This is a genomic window from Verrucosispora sioxanthis, assembly GCF_010560025.1.
Lineage (GTDB): Bacteria > Actinomycetota > Actinomycetes > Mycobacteriales > Micromonosporaceae > Micromonospora > Micromonospora palythoicola.
In genome coordinates, this window is sequence record NZ_SAIY01000003.1 from 15,494 (window position 1) to 33,360 (window position 17,867).

General features: G+C 73.9%; 20 protein-coding genes and 1 pseudogene. 11 read left to right on the forward strand and 10 right to left on the reverse strand.

Features of this window, described 5'->3' with window-relative positions:
• Positions 1–36 precede the first annotated feature (36 nt).
• Positions 37–687 (reverse strand): phosphotransferase, encoded by a 651-nt coding sequence (locus ENC19_RS09370; RefSeq protein WP_164446818.1) that lies wholly within the window; start codon positions 685–687, stop codon positions 37–39.
• A gap of 90 nt (positions 688–777) precedes the next feature.
• Between ENC19_RS09370 and ENC19_RS09375 the strand changes: the two genes are divergently transcribed.
• The 7 genes from ENC19_RS09375 to ENC19_RS09400 all read left to right on the forward strand — a co-directional run bounded on the left by ENC19_RS09375 (position 778) and on the right by ENC19_RS09400 (position 6,416).
• On the forward strand, positions 778–1,440 hold the full coding sequence (locus tag ENC19_RS09375; RefSeq protein WP_164446819.1) for an ATP-binding cassette domain-containing protein: 663 nt from the start codon (positions 778–780) through the stop codon (positions 1,438–1,440).
• The gene (locus ENC19_RS09380) at positions 1,437–2,714 is read left to right on the forward strand and encodes an extracellular solute-binding protein (RefSeq protein ID WP_164446820.1); all 1,278 of its coding nucleotides are present in this window, start codon (positions 1,437–1,439) and stop codon (positions 2,712–2,714) included. The genes ENC19_RS09375 and ENC19_RS09380 overlap by 4 nt, the downstream gene beginning before the upstream one ends.
• Positions 2,711–4,468 (forward strand): ABC transporter permease subunit, encoded by a 1,758-nt coding sequence (locus tag ENC19_RS09385; protein ID WP_164446821.1) that lies wholly within the window; start codon positions 2,711–2,713, stop codon positions 4,466–4,468. Before ENC19_RS09380 ends, ENC19_RS09385 begins: the two co-directional genes overlap by 4 nt.
• On the forward strand, positions 4,465–4,881 hold the full coding sequence (locus ENC19_RS09390) for a hypothetical protein (protein WP_164446822.1): 417 nt from the start codon (positions 4,465–4,467) through the stop codon (positions 4,879–4,881). Before ENC19_RS09385 ends, ENC19_RS09390 begins: the two co-directional genes overlap by 4 nt.
• Before the next feature lie 48 nt (positions 4,882–4,929).
• A complete protein-coding gene (locus ENC19_RS09395) occupies positions 4,930–5,460 on the forward strand; it encodes a hypothetical protein (protein ID WP_164446823.1) in 531 nt (176 codons plus the stop codon).
• A 67-nt stretch (positions 5,461–5,527) separates the two neighbouring features.
• Positions 5,528–5,656: a hypothetical protein gene (locus ENC19_RS30905; RefSeq protein WP_268968004.1), complete on the forward strand. Its 129-nt coding sequence runs from the start codon at positions 5,528–5,530 to the stop codon at positions 5,654–5,656.
• A gap of 40 nt (positions 5,657–5,696) precedes the next feature.
• A complete protein-coding gene (locus ENC19_RS09400) occupies positions 5,697–6,416 on the forward strand; it encodes a tetratricopeptide repeat protein (RefSeq protein ID WP_164446824.1) in 720 nt (239 codons plus the stop codon).
• Here the strand turns inward: ENC19_RS09400 and ENC19_RS09405 are convergent.
• The 3 genes from ENC19_RS09405 to ENC19_RS30005 form a co-directional block, all read right to left on the reverse strand.
• Entirely contained in the window at positions 6,400–6,540 is a 141-nt protein-coding gene (locus ENC19_RS09405; RefSeq protein WP_164446802.1) for a hypothetical protein, read from the reverse strand. The two genes, ENC19_RS09400 and ENC19_RS09405, sit on opposite strands and share 17 nt — an antisense overlap.
• 43 nt (positions 6,541–6,583) lie before the next feature.
• On the reverse strand, positions 6,584–7,840 hold the full coding sequence (locus ENC19_RS30000; protein ID WP_328824193.1) for an aminotransferase-like domain-containing protein: 1,257 nt from the start codon (positions 7,838–7,840) through the stop codon (positions 6,584–6,586).
• Between the two features lie 159 nt (positions 7,841–7,999).
• Positions 8,000–8,359, reverse strand: coding sequence for a GntR family transcriptional regulator (locus tag ENC19_RS30005; protein ID WP_235944638.1), 360 nt, complete (start codon positions 8,357–8,359; stop codon positions 8,000–8,002).
• A gap of 58 nt (positions 8,360–8,417) precedes the next feature.
• On the opposite strand from ENC19_RS30005, the gene ENC19_RS09420 reads away from it, so the two are divergent.
• Together ENC19_RS09420 and ENC19_RS09425 are read left to right on the forward strand one after the other, a co-directional pair.
• Positions 8,418–9,029, forward strand: a complete 612-nt coding sequence (locus tag ENC19_RS09420) for a LysE family translocator (RefSeq protein ID WP_164446826.1) — start codon at positions 8,418–8,420, stop codon at positions 9,027–9,029.
• Between the two features lie 18 nt (positions 9,030–9,047).
• Complete coding sequence (locus ENC19_RS09425; protein WP_164446827.1) at positions 9,048–9,740, forward strand: B3/B4 domain-containing protein; 693 nt, start codon at positions 9,048–9,050, stop codon at positions 9,738–9,740.
• A 113-nt stretch (positions 9,741–9,853) separates the two neighbouring features.
• On the opposite strand, the gene ENC19_RS09430 is transcribed toward ENC19_RS09425, so the two are convergent.
• Complete coding sequence (locus ENC19_RS09430; RefSeq protein ID WP_164446828.1) at positions 9,854–10,456, reverse strand: MBL fold metallo-hydrolase; 603 nt, start codon at positions 10,454–10,456, stop codon at positions 9,854–9,856.
• A 376-nt stretch (positions 10,457–10,832) separates the two neighbouring features.
• A pseudogene (locus ENC19_RS30010) lies at positions 10,833–11,141 on the reverse strand (MarR family winged helix-turn-helix transcriptional regulator); the annotation flags it as partial.
• Positions 11,142–11,191: 50 nt separating this feature from the next.
• Between ENC19_RS30010 and ENC19_RS09440 the strand changes: the two are divergent.
• Positions 11,192–12,823: an LLM class flavin-dependent oxidoreductase gene (locus ENC19_RS09440; RefSeq protein WP_164446829.1), complete on the forward strand. Its 1,632-nt coding sequence runs from the start codon at positions 11,192–11,194 to the stop codon at positions 12,821–12,823.
• Between the two features lie 357 nt (positions 12,824–13,180).
• A complete protein-coding gene (locus ENC19_RS09445; RefSeq protein ID WP_281603975.1) occupies positions 13,181–13,732 on the forward strand; it encodes a DUF1772 domain-containing protein in 552 nt (183 codons plus the stop codon).
• Here the strand turns inward: ENC19_RS09445 and ENC19_RS09450 are convergent.
• From ENC19_RS09450 to ENC19_RS09465, 4 genes are all read right to left on the reverse strand, one after another.
• Entirely contained in the window at positions 13,698–14,567 is an 870-nt protein-coding gene (locus tag ENC19_RS09450; protein ID WP_164447343.1) for a carbohydrate ABC transporter permease, read from the reverse strand. The two genes, ENC19_RS09445 and ENC19_RS09450, sit on opposite strands and share 35 nt — an antisense overlap.
• 71 nt (positions 14,568–14,638) lie before the next feature.
• Positions 14,639–15,673 carry an ABC transporter ATP-binding protein gene (locus ENC19_RS09455; RefSeq protein WP_164446830.1) on the reverse strand — a complete coding sequence of 345 codons (1,035 nt, stop codon included), beginning with the start codon at positions 15,671–15,673 and terminating at the stop codon, positions 14,639–14,641.
• Positions 15,670–17,001 carry an ABC transporter substrate-binding protein gene (locus ENC19_RS09460; protein WP_166458382.1) on the reverse strand — a complete coding sequence of 444 codons (1,332 nt, stop codon included), beginning with the start codon at positions 16,999–17,001 and terminating at the stop codon, positions 15,670–15,672. The genes ENC19_RS09455 and ENC19_RS09460 overlap by 4 nt, the downstream gene beginning before the upstream one ends.
• On the reverse strand, positions 16,998–17,849 hold the full coding sequence (locus ENC19_RS09465; protein ID WP_164446831.1) for a carbohydrate ABC transporter permease: 852 nt from the start codon (positions 17,847–17,849) through the stop codon (positions 16,998–17,000). Before ENC19_RS09465 ends, ENC19_RS09460 begins: the two co-directional genes overlap by 4 nt.
• Positions 17,850–17,867: the final 18 nt, after the last annotated feature.

The following is a 17,867-nucleotide window of genomic DNA, read 5'->3' on the forward strand; positions in this document are numbered from 1 at the left end:
CGGAACCCTATCGCCTGCGGCTGACGGGTTGCCGGGTCACGAGGTGAGCAGGGCCGCCGCCGCGTCGAGCAGCGCGAGTTCGGTCGAGCTCTGGGTGGGGTTGGCCCGCCGGATGGCCACGGCCTCGGCGACGAGCGGGGCGGCGTGGTCGCGCAGCGCGTACCGGTAGGCACGCTGCATCTCGTCGGCGCCCGCCGCCATCGGTTGATCCGGGTCGACGGCGACCTGGGCGAGGATCAGGGCGGTCATCGCAACGTCCAGTCCGGGTGGACCGTGCCGGACGTTGCGCCAGTCGAGCAGCACCGGGCCGGCCGGGCTGAGGATGACGTTGTCCGGGTGCAGGTCCAGGTGCAGGATGCGCTCGCCGTCCGGGGCGCCGGGCAGCGGTGCGACGGCGTGCAGTCGGCGGTGCAGTCCGGCGAGGATGGCGGCTCCCGGTTCCACCTCGATCGTGCCCGCCGTCAGCGCCTGGAGCATCGTCGGTCCGGTCACCCGCTGCAGGACCAGGTCCGCACCGGCGGCCCGGTACACCAGGGGCACCGGGAACGCGGCGGCGTGCAGGTGGGACATGAACCGGGCCTCACCGGCCACGTCGGTGCCGTCGCGGTAGCGGCGCAGCACCCGGCCGTCGTCCAGGGCGTAGACGTCGGCGTCGCGACCGGCGGCGAAGGGAGTCGACGCTGCCATGGGCGGCAGGGTAATCGGCGGTGTCCAGGACCATGATGGACGGCGGGCCGGGCACTGAGCGTGGTTTCCCTGTGACAGGCTGGGATGAGGATGAGGCCGCCGGAGGTGATGGTCACGTTACGCACGCTCGACCTGGTTGCCGTGCCGGACATGTCGCCGCTCGACGTCGAGGTGGCCGTCGGCGCGACGGCTGCCGTGGTCGCCCCGCCCCGGCCGGCCACCGCCGTGGCGCGGGTGGTGGCCGGGCTGGCCGCACCGGTCACCGGGCGGATCCTGGTCGGCGGTCGCGACGTCACCGACCTGCCTCCGTTGCGCCGCCGCATCGGGTACGTGCCGGCCGGCGGGGCTCTGCTGCCCCACCTCACGGTCGGGCGCAACATCTCCTACGGTCAGCGCCGTCGCCGGTGGGTGCGCGAGGTCGCCGAGAGTTGGGCGGCCCTCCTGGTCGACCGGCTCGAACTCGCCCCGACCCTGGGACTTCGCCCGCACCTGCTGTCCGAGGCGCAACGGTTCCGGGTCGCGCTCGCCCGGGCCATGGCCTGTCTGCCCGAGGTGCTGGTGGTCGACCTGCCGACCCCGATCGACGGGGTGCGCCTGCCGGACCTGCTCGACCGGGCGGCCCCACCGGACGACCCGGGCGTGACGGTGCTGCTCTGCTCGGCCGACGAGGAGGTGCTGGCCGGCGTGCGCACCCGGGTGCCGGTCGGTGACGACAGCCCGCCCGGTCCGGCCCGTCCGGCGGTGCGGTCATGACCGGGCTCGGGTTGCGCCGCCGTACGCTGCTGGGTGCCGCCGCGGCGGCCACGGCCGCCGCGACCGGGGGTTGCGGGCGGGGGCGCCGGTCGGTGCAGGTGGCGGTCGTCTGGGCCGGCGGCGAGCTGGCCCGGTTCCGCGAGGTGGTCGCCGGCTACCCGGCGACCGTGCAGGTGGTCGGCGTGGGCAACGACATCGACGCGTTCCTGACCGCGCGCCGCGCCGCCGGCACCAGTCCCGACGTGGCGATCCTGCCCCGCCCAGGTCTGGTGGTCGAGTACGCCCGCCGGGGCTGGCTCGGCGAGGTGAGTCCGGCGGCCAGCTATGCCGCCCCGGCCGGCATGGGCGACCTGCTCAGCGTCGACGGACGCCGCTACGGCGTCTGGGTCAAGGCGGCGCACAAATCGCTGTGCTGGCACTTTCCGTCGATGCTGGCCGAACCGCCGAGGTCCTGGGACGCGCTGGTCACCCTGACCCGTCAGCTCGGGCAACGGCACCGGGCGGGTGCCGGTCCGGCCCCGCTGGCGATCGGTGCCGCCGACGGCTGGGTGCTCACCGACTGGTTCGAGAACGTGCTCGCCGCCGTCGCCGGCGTGGACCAGTACGAGGCGTTGGCCCGTGGTGAGGCCGACTGGCGCGGCCGGCCGGTGGCGTACGCGCTGGACCGGCTCGCCGAGTTGTGGAGTGTCGCGGGGGCCTTTCCGGGCGGAGGACGGCGGGCCCTGCTCACCCAGTTCGAAGAGTCGATCATCCAGGTGGTGCACCACCGTGAGGCGGTCATGGTGTTCGAGGCCGACTTCGTCGACGCGGTGGTCGCCCGGTTCCGCCGGGGCGACGAACCGCTGGCCACCTTCCGCTTCCCCGGCGCCCGGGTGGCCGATCAACCGCTGATCGTCGGCGGTGACGCGGCGGTGGCGTTCGCCGGTTCCGACGGCGGTGCGGAGCTGGTGCGCTGGCTCAGCGACGCGGTGGCCTTCCTGCCGTGGCTCGACGCGGGAGGTTATCTCTCCCCCAACCTCGCCGTGCCGGTGGACAGTTACCGCGACCCGTTGCGTCGACGCCTCGCCGGTGAGCTGCGTGCCGCCGACGCCGTGCAGTTCGACCTCTCCGACCAGTTGCCCGGCACCTTCACCGGCACCGACGGGGTGGGGATCTGGCGGATCATGCAGGACTTCTTCATGGACGTGACCGACGGGGTGCCGGCCCGGAAGGCGGTGAGCCGGGCCACCGGGCAGCTCGCCGAGGCGGCCCGGGTGGCGGGGGGTGGCAGGTGAGCCGGGGCCCGTTGCTGGGTGGACTGGCGGTGCTCGACGATGTCGGGCCACCCCGACGTGGCCGCGCCTACCCGGCGGCGGGCGTCGGTTGGGCGCTGCTGACACCGGCGGTGCTGCTGCTCGGCGGCCTGCTGGCCTGGCCGGTGCTGCGCACCGTGCACGCCAGCGTCACCACCGAGGGCCGCTGGGTGGGTGTCGAACACTATCGGGCAGCCCTCGCCGCTCCCGGCACCGTGGCCGTGATCGGGCGGACCCTGCTGTGGGCGCTGCTGGTGCCGACGGTGGTCACGCTCCTGGGCTATCTGCTCGCCGCGGCCTCCCGGCGTTCCCAGGAGGGTTGGCTGGTCCGGCTCATCCTGGTGGTGCCGACCGCGTTGCCGCTCGTGGTCACCGGCATGACCTTTCGGCTGCTCTACGACCCCGACCCGGAACGGGGGCTGGCCACCCGGTTGCTGACCTGGGCGACCGGACGGAACCCGGAGCAGCTACCGCAGCTGCTCGGACCGGACCTGGTCACCGTGGCGGTGATGTCGGCGTTCGTGTGGGCCTGGGTCGGGCTGGCGATGCTGGTGTTCCGGGCCGCCCTCGACGCGGTGCCGACCGGGCTGGCGGACGCGGTCCGAGCCTTCGGTGGCAGCCGCCGCGACGTGCTCTGGGACGCGCAGTGGCGACCGCTGCTGCTGCGTACCGTCGCGGTGGTCTTCGCCCTGGTCGCAGTCGGCACCAGCCGGACGTTCGACCTGATCCTGGTGATGACGCCGGGTTCGGTGCGCGACGAGGCGGCGGTGCTGTCGCTGCGGATCTGGCAGACCTCCGGTGCGACGACCACCGGCGAGGGCGCCGCCCTGGGGGTCGTCTGGCTGGTCGCGGTGACCGCCGGCATGCTGGTGGTGGCCCTGTTCGTCCGGCAGGCGTGGCCGCCCCGCAGCAGCCGGCGGCAGCGCCGTGACCGCGCCGCCACCCGCACCGACTGGTCCGGGCTGCTCGCCGCCGGTGCGGCGATCGCGTGGCTGTTGCCGCTGGGGGTGCTGGTGGCCACCTCGTCGCCAGAGCCCGGTACGGGCGGCCACCGGCGTGGTGGTCCGGCCCGCCGGGGCTGGACTCCTACCGGGCGGTGCTCGGCGGTGCCGAGCTGTGGCGCAGCCTCGGCTTCGCTGGTCCTTGGCCACGTCGTCACCGCCGCGGTGCTGGGTCGCGCTGCGGCCGCGTACCCGCTGGCCTGGTTGACCGGGCCGGCCGCCCAGGTCACCGGCCTGGTGCTGATGGCCGCGGTGGTGGTCCCCGTGCAGGTGATCGCCGGGCCGCTCAACGAGGTGCTCGGGTTGGCGCTGTCCTCCGGCACGGCCCGGGGGGTGGCCCTGGTGCACATCGCGCTGGGGGTCCCGTTCGCCGTGCTGGTGCTGCGCAACGCCTTCGCCGACCTGCCCGCCGACCAGGTCCGTGGCGCCCGGATCGGCGGGCGGCACTGGTGGGGCACGTTGCGCCGACTGGCCCGGCACAACCGCACCGCCCTGGTGGCGGTGGCCGTGCTGGAGTTCGTGCAGGTGTGGAACGACCTGGTGGTGGGTCTGCTGTTCAGCGGGCCGGACGCCGCACCCCTCGGGTTGTTCCTCGCCGCGCAGACCCGTGGATTCGTGGCCGGCAGCGGCCCGCTCGCCGCTGGCTGCGTACTCGCCTCGATCCTGCCGGTGCTGGTTTTCGTGCTCGCGCGCCGGCAGGTCGTCGCCGGTCTGGTCGCCGGGGGTGTGCGGTGACCGGGCCGCCACCACGGCGGGCCGACCGGCGGTCACGCCTGTTCAGCGTGCTGCTGGCCGCCGGTGGGGTGGTCGGTGCCGGGATCAGTGCGGTCCTCGGCAACATCACCGGCAACCTGGTCTCCGAGTGGTCGTTGACCGTCCTCGGCTCGGCGAGCCTGGCCCTGGCGGCGCTCGGGGTGGCCGCGTCGTTTCTGGTGGAGTGGCGGCGGCGGCAACGCGAGCACCTGCTGGCCGCTGCGGGCCGAGGCGCGGTCGGCAGGCAGCGCACCGACGTTGCCCTGGCCGGCCGGGTACACCGGTCGGCGGGGCAGGCGGAGGCGGTGGTGGCCATGCTCGCCCTGGAACACGCGGTGGCGGTGGTGGGCGGCGTGCCGGTACGTCCTGGTGCGCGATCCAGGCGGCGAACCTGAGCCGGGCGGACTTCCCCGACGGGCAGTACTACCTCGACCTGCGCCGGGGTGGCCGGGCCGGCTCACCCCGGGGGTGCTGGCGCCCTGGCCCGCATCGTCGGCACCCGGGCGCCGCGGTCCGGCCGACCGGACGATCTCGCCGACGCCGCCGACGAGCTGCGCGGCCAGTTGGATGGTCTGGAAGGTGGCTGGCTCGACAACGTGGACGCACCGGCGCAGGTCCGGCCGCTGCTGCCGCCCACCGCCCGGGACTGCCGGTTGCTGGGCCGGCACCGGTCGGCTCGCCGCGGTCGACGGCGTGGTGGCGTACCTGGCTGGCCGAGCCGGATGTCGACGACGCGGTGGAGATGTTCGCCGACGCCGGGGCGGCACCGCGGTGGCGCGCCCGCACCGCCCGGACCGCGCACCACCGACCCGGCGGTACGGGCCATCGTCGAGTTGTGCGGACGGCAGCCGCGCACGGTGACCGAGCTGGGACGACGCAGCGCGCACACGGCTGGCGGCCCGCCGACGTGCTGCACGCGCTGCACCGCGCCGCCGACACACCGCCGCACCAGCGGGTGGGCGTGTCACCGGTGACGGGCTGGTCACCGCCCGCGACACGGCGTACCACGCGCTCACCGACGAGGCGCGCCGGCTGTGGCGGTTGCTGTCGCTGAGCCGGGTGCCACTGGACCGGGCGACCATCGCCGCGCTCGCCGGACGCCGGCCCGCCCAGGTTGCCGCCCTGCTGGACGAGCTGGCCGACGGCGCCTTCGTCGTCGGCGCCCGGTGACCGGTACGAGGTTCGTCCGCTGCTCGCCGGGTACGCCCGGATGCACCTGCGGGACACCGAGCCGGTGCGCCGGCGGGTCACCGTGCAGGCGCGACTGACCCGGCATCTGGCCCGCCGGGCCGAACAGCAGGTGGCCGCCCTGGCGGCCGGTGCCCTGGACCGTGACCAGCGACTGCCCGACGACGATCCGTACGGCTGGCTGGACCTGCACCAGGAGCTGCTGCTGGCGGTGGTGCAGGTGCCGGCCGGCGCGGTGGAGACGCTGCCGCGTCGGGTGCGGAACTGGTGGTTCCGGCTGGCCGTGGCGCTGTGCGGCTGGCTCGCCCATACCGAGCGGCTCGACGAATGGGAGGACGTCTGCCGCACGGTGCTGGCCAACCCCACCGCCCAGGACCGGCCGGAGATCGCCGGTTGGGCCCACAACGAGTTGGGCGTGCTGCGTCGTCGCCGGCACGACCCGTACGGCGCGGTGGCCGCGCTCAGCCTGGCGGTCGCCGGGCAGGGTCGCCGGGGCACCGCCCAGGCGCGGATGAATCTCGGGCTGGCCCTGCTCGACCTCGGTCGCACCGACGAGGCGGTGGAGCACCTGGAGCTGTCGCGGCGGCACCGGTCCGGCGCCGACCGCGCCGGCCAGGCGCTCAGCGATCTCGGGCTGGGAGGCTGGCGCGGTACGAGCTGGACACCGCGCACGACCTGCTGGTTCGGGCGGCGAACTCGTTCCGTTCGCTCGGCGACGCCCGTGGCTACGCGGCGGCGTTGACGAATCTGGTGCTGGTCCACTCGGCGATGGGCGAGCACCTCGACGCGGCGCAGGCGTGGCGGGCCGCGCTACGCGAGTACGAGTCGCTCGGTGACCCGAGCAACCGGGCGGTGGCGCTGCTCAACGCGGGCGTGGCACTGCTCGGCGGTGGCACCGGGGCAGGCCCGTCAGGCGTACGAGCTGTTGGCCGAGAGCTGGCGGTTGCGCGAGGGTCCCGGACGCGGACTGGGCCGGACGCTGTTGCATCTGGGCGACGCGGCGGCGGCGCTCGGCGACGACGAGGGCCCGTGGGCACTGGGCGGACGCGGCGGCCATCTGCGAGGTGGCCGGGGACGACGATGGTCAGCGGGCCGCCGACGCCCGGCTGGGCGGTGAGCGCTCGGCCGAGCCGCGCCCGGGGTGACGACGGCGGCTACCCCGCCGCACGGCGGCGACGGTCGCGACTCCCGCGTCGATGGCCGACGCGGTGTTGGCCGCGTAGCCGAGGCACCAGGCCGGGGCGGTAAGGGCCGCAGGCAGTGCCAGGACAGCGGCTGCACCTTCACCCCACGCGCCAGCGCCGCGGCGGCGAGTTCCGTGTCGACCACATCGCCGTCGAGGGTGACCATCAGGTGCAGCCCGGCCGCCGCGCCGTGCACGGTGGCCTCCGGCAGGTGACGGGCCAGGGCGGCGGTCATCGCGTCCCGGCGGCGTACGTGGCGTTGGCGCAGCAGCCGCAGTTGCCGTTCGAACGCTCCGGAGGTGATCAGCTCGCCGAGCACGAGTTGGGGCAGGACGGCGTTTCCCAGGTCGGCGTTGCGTTTGGCCGCCACCACCGCGTCCCGGTATCGACGGGGCACCAGCAGCCAGCCGATCCGCAACGCCGGGGCGAGCAGCTTCGACACGCTGCCGGCGTAGCACACCCGCTCGGGCAGGGTGGCCCGCAGCGCGGGCACCGGCGGACGGTCGTAGCGGTGCTCGGCGTCGTAGTCGTCCTCGATGACCAGGCCACCCGTCCGGGTCCAGGCGGCGAGCTGGCGGCGCCGTTCACCGTCGAGCACCGCGCCGGTCGGGAACTGGTGCGCCGGGGTGAGCATCACCGCCGGCACGCCGCTGGCGGCCAGCTCGTCCACCCGCACCCCGGCGGCGTCCACCGGGATCGGCACGGTGGTCAGCCGCCAGTTGTCGAGGTGCTGACGGACACCGAGCGAGCCGGGGTCCTCCACACCGACGGTGCTCACGCCGTCGGCGCGCAGCGCCTGGGCCAGCAGGCCGAGCGCCTGTGAGACGCCGGTGGTGAGACATGACCTCGGCCGGGTCGACGCCGATGCCCCGGCTGCGGGCGAGCCATCCGGCGACGGCCCGGAGGGCCGTCCGCACGGGTCACCGTAGCCGAGGTCGGCGGCGACCAGCCGGCCGAGCACCGCCTTCCGGCACGCATCCACGCCGCCCGGGGAAACGCCGCCAGGTCGGGTACGCCGGGTGGTGTGCGGGCCGGGATGTGCGTACCGTGTCGAAGACGTCGGTGCCCAGTGCGGACCGGAAACGGCTGCCGGATCCCTCCCGGGCCGGCGGCGCGGCGGCCGGCGCGGCGGCCGTGGTCGTCACCGTGAGGGCGCTGGCCACGACCACGGTGCCGGCGCGCCCCGGCCGGCGACGTGCCCGTCCTCCATCAGACGCTGGTACGCCTCGACCACCACGCCCCGGGACACCCCCAGGTCCGCCGCGAGGGTCCGGCTGGCCGGCAGCCGGGATCCGATGGGAACCACTCCGTCGGCGATCGCCCGGCGTAGCCGGTCGGCCAGCCAGGTGGCCCGGCCACCCGGCGGTGCCTGGCCGACGTCCAGGTGCAGAAAGTCCGCCCCGGCGTTCAAGCTCGGTTCCGGCACCGGAGGTGACGTCCGGCCAGCGTCACCGCCGGCCGTTATGGACCTGTCGGCGGGTACGGTTTTGGCACTGCTCATCGGACCATTGTCGGCGGCAGGGTGGTGGTGAACCATAGCCGACCAAGGAGCAGTTCACGTGACCGTCGCATTCCTGCTGACCACGATCATGGTGGTCGCGACCCCGGGGGCCGGGGTGCTGTTCACCCTCTCCGCCGGCTTGACCGGTGGGCACCGGGCCGCCCTGCTCGCCGCCCTGAGCGGCACGTTGGCCACCCTGCCGCACCTGGTGGCGGCGGTGACCGGGCTCGCCGCGTTGCTGCACTCCAGTGCGCTCGCCTTCGACCTGGTCAAGTACCTGGGCGTGGGCTACCTGCTCTGGCTGGCGCTGGCGACGGTACGCGAACGGGGCGCCTTCACCGTCGACGGCAGCGGCCCCGCCCGGCCGGCCAGCCGGATCATCGGCTCGGCGCTGGCGATGAACCTGCTCAACCCGAAGCTGACGATCTTCTTCGTGGCGTTCCTGCCCCAGTTCGTCCAGCCCGGCAGTCCGGGTGCGCTGGCCCGGATGCTCGGCCTGGGGGCGGTCTTCACGGCCACGACGCTCGTGGTCTTCGTCGGCTACGGACTCTGCGCCGCCGCGGTACGCCGGCGGGTGCTCGACCGCCCCCGGGTGGCCGACTGGCTGCGCCGGTGCTTCGCCGGGTCGTTCCTGGGGCTCGGGCTGCTGCTGGCCCGCGCCGAGGCGTGAGCGGACGAGGAGCCGGAGATGTTCTTCCAGCACTCACCACAGCTGTGGGCGCAGCACCCCACGCTCGTCGCCGGTGTGCTGTACGCCGAGGGCGTCGCCGGGAACCCCGGTGCCGACCTGCCGCTGGCCGAGTTGGTCGGTATGGCCCGCCGCAGGCTCGACGGGACCACCGAGGCGGCGTTCCCGGAGATCCAGGCGTGGCGACGGACGTTCGCGCGGATGGGCCTGGCTCCGACGAGGTACCGGTGCGCGGCGGAGTCACTGCTGCGGCGGCTGCGCACCTCAGGTGACCTGCCGAGGGTGCACCCGCTCGTGGATCTCGGCAACGCCGTCTCGGCCGCGTACGCCGTGCCGGTGGGGATCTTCGACGTCGACCGGTGTGGTGGCGGCATCGAGGTACGGCAGGCCCGGGGCGACGAACGCTACCTGACCTTCGGCGGGGTCGAGGAGCACCCCGAGCCCGGTGAGGTGATCTTCACGGATTCGGCCGGCCGGGCACACGCGCGACGGTGGACCAATCGGCAGAGCGGGTGGTCGGCGGTACGTGACGACACCCGCACCGTGCTGGTGGTGGTCGAGGCGATGCACCAGGCGGCGGACCGCAACGTGCCGGCGATGCTCGACGCGCTCGCCGCCGGGTTGCGGCACGGCTGGGGCGTCTCGGCACACACCAGCGTGCTGGCCCCGTCCGAGCCTCGGTTCGAGGCGTAGGGCCGGTGCCGAGGCCGCGCGGTCGAGCCGAGTTCAGGCGGCGGCCGGCGGCGCGGGTAGGTCCGCAGACGGCCGGCACGGGGCGGCCGTCTGCGGATCTCGGTCCGCCCGGGTCAGCGGCTCTCGCCCGGCGCGAGATAGCGGTAGCCCGGCACGGTCTCGCCGAACCAGCCGTTGACGCTGGCCAGGCCACGCGCGTTGAGCTGGGCGTCGTGGATCGGCAGGACCTCGGGCGCAGCGACCTCGACCGCGAAGTCGATCGCCTCGGTCAGCTTCAGCCAGGACGCCTGCGCCGGCACCAGCAGGGTCCGCACCGGCCGGTCCGGCGGAGCCAGCGAGTCGCCCGGGTGATAGACCGCGTCGGCCACGAGGTAGCCGAGGTTCGGGCAGTCGGGCTGCCCTCCGTGGATGGTGGCGTGCCGCCCACCGAACGCGGTGACCTCGAGACCGGCGGCGGTGAACCGCTGCCCCGCCCGCACCCGGGTCACCGGTAGCGGCGCCAGGTCCGGCAGGGCGGCGCCCTCCGGCGCGAAGACCGGTACGCCGAGGCCGGCGAGCCGGAGCACGTCGATGTGGTCGGTGTGCTCGTGGCTGACCAGAACCGCGTCCGCGCCGACCAGTGCCCGCGGTTCGCTCCAGGTGCCCGGGTCGATGACCAGCACGACGCCGTCGTGTTCGAGCCGGACGCAGGAGTGCGTGTACTTCGTGATCCGCATCCCGGGACGGTACGCCGCGGAGTCCGCCGCCGGGTGCCTCCCGCTCGGCGCAGGTCGTGCTGTCGCCGGCCGACGCGCCGGTGACGTGCTGCGTCAGGTCCGGGTCGGACGCCGCCGTGCGGCGTCCGGTGGGCGGCCGCTCCGCCGCCGCCTCGACCGCCTGGCACAGGTCGGTGAGCGGGTCGACCGCCTGCGCCGCGCAGGCCACCCGGCGCAGCAGAGCCTGCAGGGTGCCGGCCTGCTCCGGCGACAACTCCCGCAGCAGCCGCGACTCGACCGCGCCGAGGGCTTCGCGCCGGTGCCGCGCGGCCGCCCGCCCGGTCTCGGTGAGGGTGACCAGGCGGCTGCGCCGGTCCGCCGGGTCGGGTCGGCGGACCACCAGCCCGCCCTGCTCCAGGTCGTCGATCAGGTACGTCAGGACGGTGCGGTCGATGCCCAGTTCCTCGGCGATCGCGCCCTGGTTGCGGGCCGGTTCCCGGTCGGCCGAGGTGAGCACCTGGTATCCGCGCGGTCCGCCGGGCAGGTCACCGACCGCGTGGTCGGCGGCGCGGACGTAGGCGCGGAAGACGACGCCGAGCATCCAACCGAGGTCGTCGTTGATCGGGTCGCTGGCCCGGGCACCGCTCATCACTCCACGATAGCGTAGGTCACATATTTTCTTGTGCGATGATGTTCTGTACGACATAACATTTTTCCTGCGGCGAGCGGCGCCGCGGGATCGGGAGGACGGCCGAGATGAGCGACTACGGGCACCCACTGACCTTCGGGTCGTTTCTCACGCCCGGCAACGCCGACCCGATGCGGCCGGTCGGCCTGGCCATGCTCTCCGAGCAGGTCGGGCTCGACCTGGTGACGTTCCAGGACCACCCCTACCAGCCGGCGTTCCTGGACACCTGGACACTGCTCAGTTTCGTCGCCGCCCGCACCGAACGGGTACGGCTGTCCGCCAACGTCACGAACCTGCCGCTGCGCCCGCCCGCCGTGCTCGCCCGGAGCGTGGCCAGCCTCGACCTGCTCGCCGCCGGCCGGATGGAACTCGGGCTCGGTGCCGGCGCGTTCTGGGACGCGATCGAGGCGATGGGTGGCCGACGCCTCTCGCCCGGGGAAGGGGTGCGTGCCCTGGCGGAGGCGATCGAGATCATCCGCCAGATCTGGGACGTCGACGCCCGCGGCGGAGTCCGCGTCGACGGCGAGTTCCACCGGGCGGTCGGCGCCAAACGCGGGCCCGCCCCCGCCCACGACATCGGCATCTGGCTCGGCGCGTACAAGCCGCGCATGCTGGCGTTGACCGGGCGGCGGGCCGACGGCTGGCTGCCCTCCCTGGCCTACCTGCAACCCGGCGACCTGGCCCGGGGCAACGCCATCATCGACGAGGCCGCCACCGACGCCGGGCGCTCCCCGACCGACGTGCGCCGGCTGCTCAACGTCAACGGACGGTTCGCGGCCACCGGGAGCGGCCCGCTCAACGGTCCGGCCGAGCAGTGGGCCGAGGAACTCGCCGGCCTTGCGCTGACCGAGGGAATCAGCACGTTCATCCTGGCCAGCGACGATCCGGACGACCTACGGCGGTTCGCCGCCGAGGTGGCACCGGCCACCCGGGAACTTGTCGCCGCCGAGCGCGCCGCCCCGCCGACCGGTGTTCCGGCCGGGCAGGGCCACACCGCGACCGACCGGACCCGCACCGCGACCGACCGGGCCGTCACCACCAGCGGCACGCGCAGCAGCACGTCGGCCGGCCCGACCGCACGTCCGACCACTGTCGGCGCGGCTCCGTTCGCCGTGGTGCCGACGCCGGACGACAGCGTACGCCGCAGCGAGGTGCGGGTGTGGGACGAGGCGGCCCGACCGGCCGGGCCGACGCCGGACCCGCAGCGCACCTACACAGCGCACGACCAGGCCGGCGCACAGCACCTGATCGACGTGCACGACGGTCTGCGGGCCGAGCTGGCCCAGATCCACGACCTGATCGAGCAGGTCGCGGCCGGGCTGATCGACGTGGGCGCGGCCCGGTCACACATCAACACGATGACCATGCGGCAGAACAAGTGGACGTTGGGCACCTACTGCGAGTCGTACTGCCGGGTGGTGACCACCCACCACACGATCGAGGACCGGTCGCTCTTCCCGCACCTGCGACGGGCCGACCCGCGACTCGCACCGGTCATCGACCGGCTCGAGGAGGAACACCACGCCATCCACGACGTGCTGGAGGGCGTCGACCGGGCGCTCGTCGCCTTCGTGGCCACCCCGGACGGGATGGCCGACCTGCGGGCGGCGGTGGACCTGCTCAGCGACACGCTGCTGTCCCACCTGTCCTACGAGGAGCGCGAGCTGGTCGAGCCGATCGCCCGCCTCGGCGCGCACTGACGTCGCGGTCGGCGCGGCGCGCGGCTGGGGGCGGGTGGTGGGTCCGGCGAACCTGTCGAGCTGACGGCACAGCCGGATCGGCGGCGATAGCGCGGACGGGTCAGGTCGACAGCGGGCATACATGGGGATCCGCCGGGACGGACGCCCCGCAGGGTATGGGAGAACCCGAGGACCCGGCGGGGGCCGCGACGCGACAGCGGCATCGCCCACCGACGGGTCGGACGGCGGCTGCCGTACGTCGAGAGGCGATCCTCATCAGCGCCGTCAGACGGCAGATGGCTCACCGTCACCGACCTACCGTTCACACCGCAACGGACCGAGCGCGCCCGGACGGGCGCCGAAACGGTAGGAGAAGCGGTGTCCCGCAGCAGATTGACCTGGCTCGGGCTGGTCGCGCTGACCTGGGCGGCGATGATGTCGTTCGGCGGCGTGGCGGCCGAGACCGTGATGCTCTACCCGAACATCTTCCACGACGCCCCGGCGTCGCTGGAGCGCGCCCGAGACTTCCTGACGGTCAGCGGCCCGAGCGACTACTTCCCGCCGCTGGGCGCCTCGGTGGTGCTGCTCGGCGTCGCCACCACGGTGCTCACCTGGCGTGATCGCCGGCTGCGGTGGTGGGTGGCCGCCGCGACGATGGTCTTCGTCGCGGGTGAGTTCCTGTTCTCGGTCGTCTTCTTCTGGCCGCGCAACGAGATCATGTTCGTCGACCCGGTCGGCACCCACTCGCCGCAGTACCTGCGCCAGGTGGCGGAGGAGTTCGTCGCCGGGCACCGGGTGCGCCTCGTCGGTGGCGCGGTGACCGCCGCGCTGGCCTTCACCGCGCTGCTGCGGTGGGCCCGTACCCCCTCGGGAGCACGGTCGACCGGCACCGTCGTCACAGCTGGTAGAAGCGACGGTAGCGGCGGATGAGCCGCCACTGCACCAGCACCGCGGCGACGGTCAGCAGCATCATCACCAGGGTCGCCGCCGCCGCGTAGCCGTACCGCAGGTACTCGAACCCGGTCTGGTAGACGAACAGCGACAGGTAGGTGGTGGCGTACGGCGGGGGGCCGCCGTCGGTGACCACGAACGCCGGCACGAAGGTGAAGTGCAGGCTGGCCACCGCGTCGCGGACGGCCAGCAGGGCGAGCACCGGCGCCAGCAGCGGCAGCGTGATCCGGCGGAAGACGTCCCAGCCGGTGGCGTCCTCGATGGCGGCCATCTCGTACACGTCGCGGGGCAGCGCCCGCCGGGCGGCCAGCAGCACCACGAAGGTCTCCCCCATGGTGAACAGGCTCATCAGGATGATCCCGGCGCGGGCGCTGGTCGGGTCGGTCAACCACTGCGGCGGGGTACGCCCGAAGGCGGTCAGCCCGTTCTCCCCGCCGACCCGCAGCAGTTGGTTGATCGGCCCGTACAACGGGTTGAACAGCCACAGCCAGAGCAGGCCGTACGCGATCTCGGGTACGGCGGTGGGCAGCAGCGCGGCGGTGCGGGCGGTGCCGACCCCGGCCGCCCGGCGGTGCAGCAGCAACGCCAGGCCCAGCGCCAGCAGCACCCGCAGCGGTACGGCGACGAGGGCGAAAACCACCGAGTTGAGCAGCGCCACGCGGAAGATCGGGTCGTCCAGCAGGGCGGCGAAGTTGTCCAGTCCGGCCCAGGTCGGCGGCCGCAGCAGGTCGTAGTCGGTGACCGACATGCCGAGCGTGACCAGGGCGGGCACCATGACCAGCCCGACCAGCCCGATCAGGTAGGGCGTCAGCATCAACGCCAGCTGCCGCCGTGCCCGGGTGTCCGGCCGGGCCGCTCGCCGCCCCGGCGCCGCGTCGCCGGCGCTCACAGCTGGTACCGGCGGCCGGTGGCGGCGTGGAACAGGTGCGTGTCGGCCCAGCGCACGTCGAGGCGTACGGTCGCGTCCCGCTCCGGCCGGCGGGCGGCCGGCACCCGGGCGACCACCTGGTGCCCGGCGGCGAGGCGCAGGTACGCGAAGGCGTCCTCGCCGATCACCTCGACCCGGTCGACGGTGGCCGGGGTGCCCTCGGCCGCGTCGAGGGTGACCGCCTCGGGTCGGAACCCGATCTCCAACGGCTCCTCCCCCAGCGTCGGCGCGTCGCCGCGCGGTCGCAGCGGGCCGTCGGCCGGCAGCAGGTTCATCGCCGGCGAGCCGACGAACCGGGCAACGAAGCTGCTCGCCGGGGTGCGCCAGATCTCGTCCGGGGTGCCCACCTGCTCGACCCGCCCGTCCCGCAGCACCGCGATCCGGTCGGCGAGCACCAGTGCCTCGGTCTGGTCGTGGGTGACGTGCACCATCGTCGCCCCGAGCCGGTCGTGCAGGGCCCGCAGCTCGGTCCGCATCTCGGCGCGCAACGCCAGGTCCAGGTTGGACAGCGGCTCGTCGAGCAGGAACACGTCCGGTTCGCGGACCAGTGCCCGGGCCAGGGCGACCCGTTGACGTTCCCCGCCGGAGAGCTGCCCGGGCCGGCGGTCGAGCAGCCCGGCGCAGCCCACCGTCTCGGCCGCCGCCCGGGCCCGTTCGCGTGCCACCCGGCGCGGGGTGTCGCGGACCTCCAGCCCGAAGGCGATGTTCTCGACCACGGTCAGGTGCGGGAACAGGGCGTACGACTGGAAGACCATCGACACGTTGCGTCGGCCGGGCCGTTCGTCGGTGACGTCGCGGTCGGCGATGCGGACCCGACCCGCGGTGACCGGTTCCAGCCCGGCGACCACCCGCAGCACCGTCGACTTGCCGGCACCGGAGGGGCCGAGCACCACCAGCAGCTCACCCCGGGCGACGGTGAGGTCCACCTCGTGCAGCACGGTGGCGTCGCGGTAGGCGGCGCTGACACCGTCGAGGACGAGCCCCTCGCTCACCCGTTCTCCCCTCGGGCGAACATCGGCCGGCTCTTGACGTCCAGTTCCCGGATCACGTCGTCGATCTTGTCGCCGCGGTGCACGGCGTTCTCCAGGATGCCGTAGCTGAGGTCCTCGATCTCGGGCCAGGTGGAGACGGTCGGCAGCGCCCGGACGGTGGGGATGGCGTCGAGGAAGACCTGCGAGTTACGGGGCGGCTGATCCGGATCCAGGAACGCCGGTGAGCGGGACACCCCCATGTGCGACGGCACGGTACGCCCGGTCGCGGCGATGATCCGCTGTCCCTCCTCCCCCATCGCGTACTCCATGAACCGCCACGCGGCGTCCTTGTTCCGCGACCCCCGGGTCATGCAGTACGCGTCGGAGTGCAGCACCCCGACCGGCTGCCGGTAGACCGGCAGCGGCGCGACGTCCCACTCGAAGCCGGTGATGGTGCGGAAGTTGGTGGTGGCCCGGCGGGAGGTCATCAGCATGGCGAGCCGGCCGTTGAGAAAACGTGACTCGTCGTCCTCCGCCTCCACCTCGGCGTCGCTGGGCACCACCCCGTACGCCTGCCGCAGGTCGATCAGGTTCCGCAGCGCCTCCCGGGCGGCCGGGCTGTCCAGGGTGAGCCGGGTCGGCCGGTCGGGGTCGTCGACGATCTCACCGCCGTTGGACCAGACCAACGGGGCCAGCCGGATGATCGACGGCTCCACGCCGAGGCCGTGCACGGCCGGCAGCCGAGCGGCACCCTCGGCCTCGGTGCCCTTGATCACCAGCCCCCGGTCGTCGCGGGTCATCAGCGTGGCGGTGGAGACGAGGTCGTTCCAGGTCCAGCCGGCCGTCGGCTCGGGCACCCCGTACCTGGTGAACAGGGTGCGGTTGTAGTAGACGGCGAGGCTGGAGACGTTCTGTGGCAGGCACAACTGGGCACCGCCCCACCGGAACGCCTCCATCGCCACCGGGTAGTAGTCGGCCGGGTCGAGCACCGACGAGGCGGCGATCCGCTCGTCGAGCGGCTCCACCACCCCCTTGGCCGCGAACTGGCCGTAGAAGCGGTAGTTCATCAGGAACAGGTCCGGCGGTGCGCCGCCGGCGACCGAGGTGGCGAGCCGGGCCAGCAGGTCCTTGCGGTCACTGGCCTCGATCAGCTGGATCCGCTCACCGGTCCGAGCCTGCTGGTACGCCTCGGCGAGGGTGCGGTACGCGCCCAACTCCTCCGGCGCGCCGAACACCAGCAGCCTGACCGGGTCGCCGGAGGCCGAGCCGCCGCCGGAGCCGCAGCCAGTGAGGGCGAGCAGGGCGCTCACCGCGAGGGCGGACAGGGATCTGATTCGCACGATGGTCATCCCTCGGATCGGTCGTCGTGGCGCAGGAACCGCCGCTGCGCCAGCGCGAAGACCACGAGCGCGGGCACCGTGGCGATCACCGCCCCGGCCAGGAAGACGGGAAAGTTGGTCGGGTCCAGCAGGGACAGCGACCGCAACGCCAGCGGCAGGGTGAACAGCTCGCGGTCGTAGACGTAGATCAGCGGATCGAGGAAGTTCGACCAGGTCAGCACGAAGGTCAGCGCGGTGAGGCCGGCGGTCACCGGCCGTACCAGCGGCAACGCGACCCGCCACCAGGTCCGCAGCGGCGACAGGTCCTCCACCAGGCAGGCGTCGTACAGGTCGGCCGGCAGCGCGCGGAAGGCCAGGTAGTAGACCAGGACGTAGAGCGGCGAGGTGCCCAGCAGCGCCGGGGCGATCAGGGGTACGAGGGTGTCGGTCAGCCCGAGCAGCCGGAAGATCGCGAAGCGGGGCACCAGCAGGGCGGTCGCCGGCACCATCAGCGCGACGAGGGAGGCGGCCACCACGACGGTGGTGGCGCGTGGGGCGATCCGGGCCAACGCGAAGCCGGCCAGGGCGGCGACCAGCACACTCAGCGGCACCGCCAGCACGGCGACGAGCACCGAGTTGAGCGAGGCGCGCAGCAGGCCGCCGAGATCGACGGCGCGCTCGTAGCCGGTGGTGGAGAGCGGGTCGGGCACCAGCTGCGGCGTCGGCGACGGCGGTAGGCCGGGCTCGGTGAGGGAGCCGGAGACCAGCAGCAGCAGCGGCGGGACGAAGACCAGCAGGACGAAGGCGGCGCCGAGCGTACGCCACAGCCGAGCGGCCCGCTCGGGCAGCGGTGAGGGGCCGCGAGCGCGGCCCCTCACCAATGTTGTACCGATGAT